Below are 12,421 nucleotides of genomic sequence, written 5' to 3' on the forward strand. Positions count from 1 at the left end.
AGTAAATAAAAAACCGAGGCTATAGCCTCGGTTTTTTATTGGAATACAATTTTATTTAACGGTTTCACGTTCAATAATCATATCCTGTACATAAGCATATTTTGACTGATCTGCAGCTGGATTTTTAATTTCATAACGCTTAATGCGCACAACTTGACGTTCTGCCGGGTTGTGTGTAAAGCCTTCAATGCCGCTGTAGAATAAAGTCCAATCTTTATCAACTTGAGTTTTTACGCCATTTTCAGCATATTTAATTTCGCGTACCTGTAAGCATGTTTGCGGGGCTACGCCTGTGCATTGTTTAGTTTGAGGTGAAATTTCTAGGAAAATCGTTTCACCTTCAGTTTGGTATTTATTTTCTGGCGTCATTTTGCCTGTAAATATATATTGCTTAGCATCACTTGCCGTTAATGTTAACGTCGGTGCATCTGGATTGTCGAGATTCAGCACAAAAGGTGTTTTGCCTGAAAGAAAAATAGACTTAGCAACATTTTCTTGCTGCATCGCATTTTCTGAGCAAGCCATCATGGTCATGGCAAAGCTGCCTGTTTCCAGAAGATTTGAATTGGCTTTCCATGAGCTGTTCATACCGTTACAGCTTGTAGATACGTGAATATTGCCATTTGCATCAAAGTTCAAAACAAGCGGTTTTGGCGCGCCAGTATCTGTGCTCCATGTATAAGATGCTAAAGTTTTAGATGGGTTTTGCTGCTGTAAAATAGACACGGCAATGTCTCCTGCCTTTTGAATATCATTTGATTGACAAGCGCCAAGAGCAAGAGGGAAAAGGGCAATTGCTAAAAATTTTAATTTCATGTTCTGATTCGTCAAATAGCTGATAGTCGATAACAGTTACTAGAATAACGCATTCACTTGCTAAAATAATGAATACATTCAGCGCTATTCGGTATCAATATGTATCTATAGATACTTATTTGCTGTTATATGAATATAAATTATGCATTAGCTGATTTGCTTGGCGGAAATTTAATCTTTAGGCTTCCATGCAGAACTGAAGCCGTTCTGTCTGCTGTGCAGGCGCTTGATTTTGAGAGTGAAATCTTTCAAATGATGACTTCACCCTTTTTCAGCTTGAACTCTAGACTGTATACAAAATAAAGATGAGGGGCAAAGCGGAGTTTAATCAAAACGGTAAATATCGCGGCCTAAAGCGCCCATGGAATAACTATGGTGCACAATGTTGAAACGCGGGCCTGTGCCCATTGCGAAAAACAGCGGCGCAAAATGTTCCAGCGTTGGATGGTTACGTGTTACATGAGGAATGTTTTCCCAGTCTAAAACCGCATCAAAGTCATTATGATGCAATTTGCTGACCACATAATTACGGAAGCTTGAACACCATTTAGGTACTGGAGTGTTGGCAGCATGCCATTGAATTTCACGCAGGTTGTGGGTAATGCTGCCAGAGCCGATCAATAGAATTTGTTCAGCGCGTAAAGGCGCAAGCGCTTCACCAATTTTATAAATCTCTTCAGCGCTCATATTCATGGGCAAAGAAATATCGATCACAGGAATATCTGCATCAGGATACATATGAAGCAAAGGCATCCAAACACCATGATCATGCGGTCGGTTGCTATTGGCATGAGCACTGAATCCAGCATTGGCAAGGCGCTGTAAAATATTCTCTGCCAATTCAGGGTGGCCTGGTGCAGGGTAGCGAATGTCATAAAGTTCTTGGGGAAAGCCGCGGAAGTCATGCCAAGTTTCTGGACGCGTTCCAGTATTAACTTCAAGCGCATGGCTTTCCCAGTGTGCGGACATTACGATAATTGCTTTGGGGGTCGGCAGGTTTGCTGCAAGACGCAGCAATGCAGGACCAATTTGCTCAGGGTTTATCGCTAGCATGGGGGAACCATGAGAGATAAAGAGGCCCGGGAGAGTTTGCAGTGCGGCAGTCATGTATAAACCTGAATTTAACTAAAAAAAGGGAGAGTTCTAAGGGACAGTAAATATCGTCCCTTACTGTTAGTCATCAGCCTGCACGATGGTAGGGATGGTTGTTGTTAATACTCATTGCGCGGTACAGCTGTTCAATCAGCATCACGCGAACCATAGGATGCGGCAGAGTCAGTTTAGATAAAGACCAATGCCAAGCCGCAGCTTTACGGACGGCTTCAGAGTGGCCGTCTGGGCCGCCAATTGCAAGTACAATATCATTGCCTTCCAGCATCCAGCCTTTCATCGTTTCAGCCAATTTTTCAGTACTGAATTCTTTACCGCCAACTTCCAGCGCAATGAGTACTTCATTTTGCTTCATCGCATTTAAAATACTGTCGCCTTCAACTTGGCGGTATTTCAAAATATCTGCTTCTGAGTCGTTCTTTCCGCGTTTCGCCATTGGCAATTCAATGATTTGCGTTTGGACAAAAGGTTGAATACGTTTGAAATAATCTTCAAAACCAGTCAGTACCCAAGCCGGCATTTTTTGACCAATGGTCAGAATACGAATTTTCATAACAAACAGCGCAACAACAGGAAAGCATTATTATAGCGATGAAACTGAACATTGCTAATTTTGGACACAATTTGCAATTGAATTGATTCCGCCATTGTTGATTTAATATCCATATAACAACTGCAGCGAATATATGGGCGGGCAAATAACAATGACAATAAGACCAGCTGCTTTGAGCCAAAGCATGATGAAAATTTTCACGATATGCTTTGCCGCAGGCAGTGTTTGTAGCATTCAGGCAGCAGCGCCTGCAGACAGTAAAAATCTGATGATTTATATGGAGCAGCTGATTGGCGCTGGCGCAGGAAGGCATGCGGAAAATATACAGGAGCTGAACCGTGTATCTGCATGGATACGTGAACAAATGCGTCTTTTTGGTGTGCCATGCCATTATCAAAACTTTAGCGTTAATAATCTGCCATATAGAAATGTAGTCTGTTCTCTAAATACAGGGCATAAAGAGCGGGTGATTGTCGGGGCGCATTATGATGCTGAAAAAGGCAGTACAGGCGCTGACAGCAATGCATCTGGCGCGGCTGGGGTAATTGAAACGGCCCGTATCGCTGCTATGGATAAAGCCAGCTTAAAGCGCAATATTGATTTTGTATTTTATACATTGGCAGCGCCGCCGTACTTAGGTACTGAAAATATGGGCAGTTTTATACATGCAAAAGGGCTATCTAAGCAAAAAGTAAATATTGCCGCTGTATATATCATGGATATGATTGGCTATTATGACCAAAATGAAGTGCAGCAGTATCCTTCTGGGCTGAAATGGATTTATCCAGCACATGGCAATTTTATTGCGGCTGTCGGCAATTTACAGTCACGTGATTTGACCTATGCCTATTGCATGGCGATACGGAAACAAAATCAGCTGCAATGCGAAAGAATTATTGCACCGAGTTTTGTACAGGAGCTGGATTTTTCAGATCATATGCATTATTGGAAATATGACATTCCGGCAATCACGATTACAGATACAGGCGCGTACCGAAATAAGCGGATTGAAACAGGTCAGGACAGTTTGGACTTTTTAGATACAGTGAAAATGGGGCAGGCAGTGAATGGTTTGGTAGACGTGTTATTCACCAATTAATGCGGTAACTGCTTTAGTTTGGTTCAGGTTCAAAATAAAAAACGCAGTCCTGAAAGCCTTTGGACTGCGGTAAAAGGTTCCCCGCCTGGAGATGCAGGAAACCATTTGGATTAATAATCCAGTGAAAAAGAAACATACAGCGCGTATGTATTCTCTATTTATATATGGGGGATATGCAGTGTATTTCAAGTTTTTTTTAGAGTAAATACGCCATTTTTCTTAAATAGTGTATTTTTATTAAAAATAAATATTTATTTTCATATGCTTAGATTTTTTAAAAGATTGAGAGAAGCTGTACAAATAGATATTGTTTGTAGGTCGAAAAATGGTCATTAATTCGTATTAATATGAATACTGAAAGTCCCTTCTCTCTGGGATGAGGAGCATGCTCCGCAAGAGAATGAAGGAAATTTTTTCATATAAACTTCTCCCTCTTGCGCGTAATAACGCTCATCCTTGAAAAGGAGAAGGAATATTAAAAGTGTTTGATGATTATTGTGTTTATTTGAGCGTGTATTTTTCAGCTGTAAAGAAGCCCTGTTTAAAAACAGGGCTTCTTTTATTGGTTAAAGATGGCGCTTAGTGACGCGCGGCCTTACCTTCTTCAGCAGTTTTTACAATTGGCGCTTTTACAAGCGGTTTTGGTTGTGAAGTTAAAGCCAGCTGCAAAATTTCATCAATTGATTTCACAGCTTTAATTTCTAAGCCTTCTTTCACGTTGTCTGGAATTTCAGACAAGTCGCGTACGTTGTCTTGCGGAATGAAAACCAGCTTAATGCCGCCGCGGTGAGCTGCAAGAAGTTTTTCTTTTAATCCGCCAATACGCATTGCCCGGCCGCTTAAACTTGTTTCACCTGTCATAGCAACGTCAGGACGAATGGCAATTTCAGTGAAAGCAGAAACCAGCGCTAACGTTAATGCTAAACCTGCAGATGGGCCATCTTTTGGTGTCGCGCCTTCAGGCAAATGCACGTGTACATCGGTTTCTTCAAAGCGGGATGCCTCAATACCCAGCTCATCTGCACGAGTACGCACCACAGTCATTGCTGCTGTGATTGACTCTTTCATGACATCGCCAAGTGAACCTGTAGTAATGAATTTACCTTTACCCGGTACAGCTGCAACTTCAATGGTCAGCAATTCACCGCCGACAGAAGTCCAAGCCAAGCCATTTACACGGCCTACTTGCGCTTCTTCTTCAGCCATGCCGAAATCAAATTTGTGCGGGCCTAAGTAGTCAGGCAAGTTGCTTGATGTCACTTCAAGCTGAAGGTTCTTCGCTTTTTTGCTGACCGCTTCTTTCACCACTTTACGTGCAATTTTAGACACTTCACGCTCTAGGCTGCGCACACCGGCTTCACGTGTATAACGCTGTACGATGTCGCGAATCGCTTCTTCATGAACAGTCAGCTCTTTTGCACGCAGGCCATTGTTCTTCATTGCTTTAGGAACAAGGTAACGCTCAGCAATATTCACTTTTTCATCTTCGGTATAACCCGGCAGACGGATCACTTCCATACGGTCCAGCAATGCTTCAGGAATATTCATGCTGTTCGCTGTACAGATGAACATCACTTCAGATAAGTCCAAATCAAGATCTAAATAATGATCATTAAACTTGTTGTTCTGTGATGGATCGAGTACTTCAAGCAGTGCAGAAGCAGGGTCGCCGCGGTAGTCTTGCGCCATTTTGTCAATTTCGTCGAGTAAGAACAATGGGTTCTTCACGCCGACTTTTGTCAACGACTGCACAATTTTACCTGGCATCGCACCAATGTATGTACGGCGGTGACCGCGGATTTCCGCTTCATCGCGCACGCCGCCAAGCGCCATACGGACGAACTCACGGCCTGTTGCTTTTGCTACAGATTCACCCAGTGAGGTTTTACCAACACCTGGAGGACCCACTAAGCATAGAATCGGACCGCGTAATTTTTTCACGCGTGACTGCACTGCAAGGTATTCCACAATGCGGTCTTTAACATCGTCTAGGCCGTAGTGGTCTGCATCTAAAATCTCTTGCGCTTTGGTCAAGTTAATGCTGACTTTGCTGGCTTTATTCCAAGGTGTATCTAAAATCACCTCTAAATAGTTGCGAACAACAGCAGCTTCGCTTGACGCAGGCTGCATTGCTTTTAATTTACGGAACTCGTTCTCAGCTTTCTTGCGGACGTGTTCAGGCAAGTCTGCTTCAGCCAAACGCTTTTCAATTTCTGCAACGTCATCTTCTGCGCCGCCATTCATGTCAGAAAGTTCACGCTGAATCACCTTCATCTTTTCATTGAGGAAGTATTCGCGCTGATTTTTTTCCATTTGACGTTTTACAGAATCATGCAGTGTTTGTTCAATCTGCTGTTCTTCAGACTGCTGCAATAAATAAGTCATTAATTCTTGCAAATGCGCTTCAAAGGCATCGTGCTCTAAGAATTTTTGTTTCACGTCAATGTTCAGCGGCACACGTGTCGCAACAAAGAACAATAATTGCAGCAAGTCATCAATTTTATTGGCAGCTGCAATCAGTTCACGTGCATTGCGCAGTTTAGCCTCAGCATATTGAGCAAACAGCGTGCGCAGTTCCTCAACACGGCTTTGCTGTGTATCTGCGTCCGCGTCGATTGTCATTGGGCTTAAGCTGTGCTCAGCGGTTAAATAGTCATTGTCATCAATGATTTTTTCCAGTTTAGAGCGGTGCAAGCCTTCAATTAAGACTTTAATGCAGTTCTCATCATTTTCGTGATTTACAACTTGCACAATCTTCGCGACAGTACCGTATTGATATAAATTTTCGTGATCAATTTCTTCTGTAAGCGAATCTTTTTGTGCAACGACAAATACGAGATTGTCACTGTTACGAGCTACATTTACTGCATTGATGGATTTTTCGCGGCCAACAAATAATGCAATTTGCATATGCGGGTAAACGACCACGTCGCGCAGCGCTAAAAGCGGTAAAACGCTAGGAACTTCAAGTTCTAAGCTTTCTTCATTCATAATAAGTTCAGACATGGGCACTCCTAATGAGTGACAACGGTGTTGCCATATTTTTTATAGTGATGGGTATTTTTTAAATTACAAGGGCAGGCCAAGACAAATTGTATGAAAAATGAGTAAATACATTTTTTAAGGTATTTACGATTTACATAAAAAGAATACTTAGCGCTTAAAACGCAGATATTGCTGAGGTGTCAGCAGCGCATCCAAGGGCTGATCCCAAGTCTGGCGCGGCAGTTTTTCTTTAAGCAGCTGCAATTGGTGTGCAAGACCTAGCCGGAAAGGCTGCTGCGGCGCTGAAGCAAGCGTTTTGTCATAGTAGCCGCCGCCCATGCCTAAACGGGTGCCATGATGGTCACAGGCTAAGAGCGGCATCAGCAGCAGGTCCAATTTTGTGACATGCAGGCCGCGGTTATGCATGGGTTCTTTCATGCCTAAACGGTGGTGTGCAAACCGTTTGCTGCGGTATTGATGCGGTGAAATCACAGCCCAAACCAGACGCTGATTCATATTGCAGATCATGGGCAAATAAACGGTTTTACCGAGGGCAAAGCAGCGCTGGATTATTTTTGCCGTGTGTATTTCACCAAAAGCATGTAAATAAAGGCCAATATACTGTGCATGCTGAAACTCCGGCAAGCGGATCAGCCGATTGAGTACGGCCTGTTCTGATTGGCACTGCTGAAAGCGTGAAATTTGACGGCGCTGTTTGCGCAGGCTTTTACGAAGTTGTGTGAGTTCAAGCGCTGAGAGAGTCATGTCGCAGGTTTGCTGGCTTAGTTTGCATTACAGTCTAAAGCTTTGTTTTCCAGTTGCAAAGCACATAAGCGGCAGCCGTTTTTAGCAGCATTTGGTCGGAATGCAGTTTGACGGTTTAATTTGCATTTGTATATTTTATATAGGCTGTGCTTGGGTGTTTATGTATTAAGTCTGCTGCAAGGACAGTATAAAACAAGAAAAGATGGCAGATTGCCGGAGTAAAAAATGAAAGGAACGATAAGAAAAGCAGGAAAATTGCTGGGGCTGTGTGCCGTTTTATGTACGGCAGGCAGCAGCATGGCAGCGCCGCCAAATAGCCAGCAGGTATTCTTTGTCGGCAATAACTGGGATGGCACAGTAACGGTCATCCGCTCATCAGGCAATTACGGCAAAATTGGTGTGATCAATATGGTGCCCGACCGTAAGGAGCGCTTAAAAGAAATTTATTTAAACCCAGTGAAACTGGTTGCTTATAGCTATATCAGAAATACTGCTGGTGAAGGCAATGATCAGCTGGTGGATGATATGTATTCTACGCCTGACGGTAAATCGGTCGTTGCATCGCGTCCGAGTTATGCAGATGTGGTGTCCATTGATATTGCAACAGGAAAAATCAATTGGCGCACACCTGTGGAGGGATTCCGTGCTGATCATATGGCGGTTTCGCCAGACGGGCAGCAAGTGGCTGTTTCTGCATCTTCGGGAAATGTTGTGCATGTCTTGGACATCAATACAGGTAAGGAGCTGGGCCGCTTTGCAACGGGTGATAAACCGCATGAAAATATTTACTTTGCTGGCGGCAGCAAAATTCTTAATTCTGCAATTGGCAATGTTGAAACTGCGATGGATGCGCAGTGGCAAGATTTTACCAAGGGTAAGCGTTATCTCACTATAGCGGATGCGAAAAGTTATAAAATATTGAAAAATATTGATTTTAGACCTGCATTAGATGCATTTGGGCGTAAAGATTTATCTGACTCTGTGCGGCCTATGGTGTTGAGTAAAGATGAAAGCAAAATCTATGCGCAAGTGTCATTTTTTAACGGCTTGATTGAGTATGATTTGAATCAGGACAAAATCTTGCGTATTGGCCAGTTGCCGGGCAGCAGCAGTATTCCTTCTGACCGCACTAAGTGGGTCAATGACTCACGCCATCATGGTTTGTCCATCAGCGCAGACGGTGAAAAACTTTGTGTTGCAGGAACCATGGATGATTATGCGACCATTGTAAACCGCAGTACGCTTGCTGCAGGGAAACTCATTTCTGCAGGGAAGCCATATTGGGCAACCCGAAGTCCTGATGGTAAAAGCTGTGTGATTTCTGAAAGTGCCAATGATGTTGTGACTGTGATCAGTTTTGAGACGGGTGAAAAGCAGTTCAGTGTGCCTGTAGGGAATCATCCGCAGCGTGTGCGCATAGGATTTGCGCCAGCTGGATGGTCAACTGACTAAAATAATTTTTCGTTTTTTATTTGGGTACAGTGCTTTGAATGCCTGCTCCAGTGAATGGGTTTTGGCTGCTGCAGGCAGATTCCATTGTGTAATTTGAGAATAATAAAACAGGGATGGGGGATGAATAACGCAATGCAATATGCAGGATTGATTGTTTTGAGCATGCTGCTGGCATTTTTGGCAGTGAAATTTATGCAGCCAAAGACTGAACCTCATCTGCAGCCTGAAAATATAAAGCTGATGACAGTGCAGTCTGATGTGCCTAAAGCGCAGCCAGAGCCACTGAATACGCCATCGGGCTTAAAACTTAGTCCAAAACCATTGAGTGCAGACATTTTGCAAGAGCGGGAAGCTGTTTATTTGGCTTTTGCAGCGGTTAGCGAGCAGCTGAGTCATGGGCAGGCGGTGAATGAAAGAGAGGTGGATGTTTTGCTGCAGCGTCAGCAGGCTCTGGTGCAAGCGGGTGCCGTAACGGTGAATGAAGCTGTCAGCTATAGTCAGTTTTTAAAAAAAGCGCTGCCAGATATGGCACGCAGTATTGATCTGTATATTTTGAGTTTGGAGCAGCAAAATAAATCGTAATTTATTTTATTAGAATATCGAGATGTTCTTTTTTAGACTGCACTGTAATGCATCAGCAGGTGCTGGAATAGGGCACATTGTGTATTTTTTAGCAGGTTAATAAATTTGCAAAGGCCATTAATATGTAAGCTGGTACTGCCTATGCGGCAAATATTGAACAAAATACAAAAAATGCAGTCATTAGGCTAAAACATGGCACAGCATTTGCTTAATTTAAGGCAGTCGAGAGACTTTGAAATTTACAGGTAAGCCGCATAAAGCTTTGGGCTGAAGCTATCTAAAGTCATGTAATGACGGGATAGTACCATCTTCAGTCTGATCGCTGGTTTGTATGTAAGTTTTAATGCTAATAAAGTGATTAAAATAATTTTTGTATAAAAATTCAGCACAAGAGCCTTGCTCAGGCGGGCTCGCATTTTTTTGCATTCATGTTAAGCGCCTAATTTAAAATTTATTAGGCAGTTGACCAGTAAAAGATATTCTGACCACGTTTTAAGGTTGATTGACGAAGCAGCAAGCCATCATAATGTATTCATAAAAAAACTCCCTTGCGGGAGTTTTTCTTTTTGCTTGAGGGATTAGCTGTTTTTAGCCGCAAACTTTGCGCGGGCTGCATGCAGCTTTTTATAGCTGTCAATTAAACGTAAATGACGGTCTAAGCCTTTCAGCTTCATATTGGTTTCGGTGAGGCCGTAGAAGCGGATACTGCCATCCATAGAACCAATGACAGCATCCATGCGCTCATCACCAAACATGCGGCGGAAGTTCGGTTCAAAGTCATCTAAGTCGAGTTCTTCGTCTAATTCAACTTCAAGCACAACATTCATACACTGGTAGAACAGGCCGCGTTCAACAGTATTGGTATTGTACTGAAGGAAGGTTTCAACGAGTTCTTTTGCTTCTTCAAATTCTTGCAGCGCAATGTAAATGAGAAGTTTAAGTTCTAGAATAGTCAATTGGCCCCAGACAGTATTGTCATCAAACTCAACGCCAATCAGAGTTGCAATTTCGGTATAGTCATCCGATTCAATTTCCTCAAGACGTTCAGCTAAATCTGCCAGCTGCTCTTCATCCAGACGGTGAATGTTTAAAATGTCTTCACGGAAGCCGAGCGCTTTATTGGTATTGTCCCAAACTAGATCTTCAACCAAATAGACTTCCGAATAACCAGGAACCAATATGCGGCAAGCTGTTGCGCCCAAGTGTTCATACACCGCCATATAGACTTCTTTGTCCATATTTTTCAAAATGTCGAACATGGCAGCAGCTTCTACAGCATTGGCATTTTCACCTTTGGCAGTAAAGTCCCATTCAACAAAATCATAGTTGGACTTTGCGCTGAAGAAATGCCATGAGACTAAACCGCTTGAGTCAATGAAGTGCTCTACAAAGTTATTTGGTTCTGTTACTGCATTGGTGCTGAATGTCGGCTTAGGCAGATCATTTAAGCCTTCAAAACTGCGGCCTTGCAGTAATTCGGTTAAACTGCGTTCAAGTGCAACTTCAAGTTTTGGATGTGCGCCAAATGATGCAAATACACCGCCTGTGCGCGGGTTCATTAGGGTGACGCACATCACAGGATATTGGCCGCCCAGTGATGCATCTTTTACTAAAACAGGGAAGCCTTGCTCTTCTAGGCCTTTAATGCCTTCAACAATACTTGGATACTTGGCTAGAACTTCTGCAGGCACATCTGGAAGGGTAACTTCGCCTTCTAAAATTTCACGTTTTACAGCACGTTCAAAAATCTCAGATAAGCATTGTACTTGTGCTTCTGCTAAAGTATTGCCAGCGCTCATCCCATTTGAAAGGTATAAGTTTTCAATGAGGTTTGAAGGGAAGTAAACGGTTTCACCATCGGACTGACGGACAAACGGCAATGAGCAAATGCCGCGCTCAGTATTGCCTGAATTGGTGTCATACAGGTGAGTGCCGAGCAGTTCATCATCTGGGTTATAAACAGCCAGTGTATATTCATCCAAAATTTCTTCTGGCAGTTCACCTTCAGGCCCCGGCTGGAACCATTTTTCATCTGGGTAATGCACAAACTCAGCATTGGCAATGTCTTCACCCCAGAATTGGTCGTTATAGAAGAAATTGCAGTTGAGGCGTTCAATAAATTCGCCTAATGCAGAGGCCAAAGCGCTTTCTTTGGTTGAGCCTTTACCGTTGGTAAAACACATTGGTGACTGAGCATCACGAATATGCAAAGACCAGACATTTGGCACAATATTACGCCAAGATGCAATCTCAATTTTCATACCTAAGCCCGCTAATATTGCAGACATATTGGCAATAGTTTCTTCCAGAGGAAGATCTTTGCCTGCAATGCGGGTTAAGTTGCCTTGAGCCAAGTTTGGCATTAATAGAGCTTGAGCATCTGCGTCGATGCTTTCTACTTCTTCAATAATAAATTCAGGGCCGGTTTGAATGACTTTTTTAACTGTGCAGCGGTCAATCGAACGCAAAATGCCTTGGCGGTCTTTTTCTGAAATATCTGCCGGCAACTCTACTTGGATTTTAAAAATTTGCTTATAACGGTTTTCTGGGTCAACAATATTGTTCTGAGACAGGCGAATATTGTCCGTCGGAATGTCACGCGCTAAGCAGTAAACTTTGACAAAGTAAGCTGCGCAAAGTGCAGATGAAGCGAGGAAATAATCAAATGGGCCCGGCGCTGAACCGTCACCTTTATAGCGAATTGGCTGGTCGGCAATTACCGTGAAGTCATCGAACTTGGCTTCTTGTCGAAGATTATCGAGATAATTAACTTTGATTTCCATGAGGAAGCACCTAAATTCTTAGTTGTCGTCACGGACAAATAAGCAGTAAAAATGGTTTAAGCCGAAACGAGAGATAGACATTGGCTTAATAATATGGGCGGATGCTTAGATGTAAAACACTGCGGTTTTACATGGAGCAATCCTGAATGGCGCATATTATAGATGGAATTTGACGTGATGCTAACTTTAACTCAGCTATTCATGTGCTTTCAGTTATTCCGTGGAAGTTTATAAGGGTGCTTCATGTGTTTGGTTTGAGGTTTTATTGTACAAATG

The 12,421-nt window shown here is 42.9% G+C and carries 9 protein-coding genes; 3 read left to right on the forward strand and 6 right to left on the reverse strand.

The window, feature by feature from the left end:
- Positions 1 to 51: 51 nt before the first annotated feature.
- The 3 genes from D7V32_RS00790 to rlmH form a co-directional block, all read right to left on the reverse strand.
- Positions 52 to 816 carry an META and DUF4377 domain-containing protein gene (locus D7V32_RS00790; protein WP_120401020.1) on the reverse strand — a complete coding sequence of 255 codons (765 nt, stop codon included), beginning with the start codon at positions 814 to 816 and terminating at the stop codon, positions 52 to 54.
- A 324-nt stretch (positions 817 to 1,140) separates the two neighbouring features.
- A complete protein-coding gene (locus D7V32_RS00795; protein WP_120401021.1) occupies positions 1,141 to 1,923 on the reverse strand; it encodes a dioxygenase family protein in 783 nt (260 codons plus the stop codon).
- Between the two features lie 73 nt (positions 1,924 to 1,996).
- Positions 1,997 to 2,479, reverse strand: coding sequence for a 23S rRNA (pseudouridine(1915)-N(3))-methyltransferase RlmH (gene rlmH, locus D7V32_RS00800; RefSeq protein ID WP_120401022.1), 483 nt, complete (start codon positions 2,477 to 2,479; stop codon positions 1,997 to 1,999).
- Positions 2,480 to 2,663: 184 nt separating this feature from the next.
- Between rlmH and D7V32_RS00805 the strand changes: the two genes are divergently transcribed.
- Positions 2,664 to 3,578: a M28 family peptidase gene (locus tag D7V32_RS00805; protein WP_228200147.1), complete on the forward strand. Its 915-nt coding sequence runs from the start codon at positions 2,664 to 2,666 to the stop codon at positions 3,576 to 3,578.
- 579 nt (positions 3,579 to 4,157) lie between these two features.
- On the opposite strand, the gene lon is transcribed toward D7V32_RS00805, so the two are convergent.
- Entirely contained in the window at positions 4,158 to 6,584 is a 2,427-nt protein-coding gene (gene lon, locus D7V32_RS00810) for an endopeptidase La (protein ID WP_120401023.1), read from the reverse strand.
- A gap of 147 nt (positions 6,585 to 6,731) precedes the next feature.
- Positions 6,732 to 7,328, reverse strand: coding sequence for a 5-formyltetrahydrofolate cyclo-ligase (locus tag D7V32_RS00815; RefSeq protein ID WP_120401024.1), 597 nt, complete (start codon positions 7,326 to 7,328; stop codon positions 6,732 to 6,734).
- 225 nt (positions 7,329 to 7,553) lie between these two features.
- Between D7V32_RS00815 and D7V32_RS00820 the strand changes: the two genes are divergently transcribed.
- Both D7V32_RS00820 and D7V32_RS00825 read left to right on the forward strand, forming a co-directional pair.
- Positions 7,554 to 8,780: a YncE family protein gene (locus D7V32_RS00820; RefSeq protein ID WP_120401025.1), complete on the forward strand. Its 1,227-nt coding sequence runs from the start codon at positions 7,554 to 7,556 to the stop codon at positions 8,778 to 8,780.
- A gap of 120 nt (positions 8,781 to 8,900) precedes the next feature.
- Positions 8,901 to 9,362, forward strand: a complete 462-nt coding sequence (locus D7V32_RS00825; RefSeq protein WP_120401026.1) for a hypothetical protein — start codon at positions 8,901 to 8,903, stop codon at positions 9,360 to 9,362.
- Positions 9,363 to 9,940: 578 nt separating this feature from the next.
- On the opposite strand, the gene D7V32_RS00830 is transcribed toward D7V32_RS00825, so the two are convergent.
- The gene (locus D7V32_RS00830; protein WP_120401027.1) at positions 9,941 to 12,145 is read right to left on the reverse strand and encodes an OsmC domain/YcaO domain-containing protein; all 2,205 of its coding nucleotides are present in this window, start codon (positions 12,143 to 12,145) and stop codon (positions 9,941 to 9,943) included.
- Between the last annotated feature and the right edge of the window lie 276 nt (positions 12,146 to 12,421).

This window comes from Acinetobacter tianfuensis (genome assembly GCF_003611465.1).
Classification (GTDB): domain Bacteria; phylum Pseudomonadota; class Gammaproteobacteria; order Pseudomonadales; family Moraxellaceae; genus Acinetobacter; species Acinetobacter tianfuensis.

Bases quoted from the DNA above. Each gene is read 5' to 3' on its own strand.
- D7V32_RS00790 (WP_120401020.1), bottom strand. From the start codon at position 816: ATGAAATTAAAATTTTTAGCAATTGCCCTTTTCCCTCTTGCTCTTGGC.
- D7V32_RS00795 (WP_120401021.1), bottom strand. From the start codon at position 1,923: ATGACTGCCGCACTGCAAACTCTCCCGGGCCTCTTTATCTCTCATGGT.
- rlmH (WP_120401022.1), bottom strand. From the start codon at position 2,479: ATGAAAATTCGTATTCTGACCATTGGTCAAAAAATGCCGGCTTGGGTA.
- D7V32_RS00805 (WP_228200147.1), top strand. From the start codon at position 2,664: ATGATGAAAATTTTCACGATATGCTTTGCCGCAGGCAGTGTTTGTAGC.
- lon (WP_120401023.1), bottom strand. From the start codon at position 6,584: ATGTCTGAACTTATTATGAATGAAGAAAGCTTAGAACTTGAAGTTCCT.
- D7V32_RS00815 (WP_120401024.1), bottom strand. From the start codon at position 7,328: ATGACTCTCTCAGCGCTTGAACTCACACAACTTCGTAAAAGCCTGCGC.
- D7V32_RS00820 (WP_120401025.1), top strand. From the start codon at position 7,554: ATGAAAGGAACGATAAGAAAAGCAGGAAAATTGCTGGGGCTGTGTGCC.
- D7V32_RS00825 (WP_120401026.1), top strand. From the start codon at position 8,901: ATGAATAACGCAATGCAATATGCAGGATTGATTGTTTTGAGCATGCTG.
- D7V32_RS00830 (WP_120401027.1), bottom strand. From the start codon at position 12,145: ATGGAAATCAAAGTTAATTATCTCGATAATCTTCGACAAGAAGCCAAG.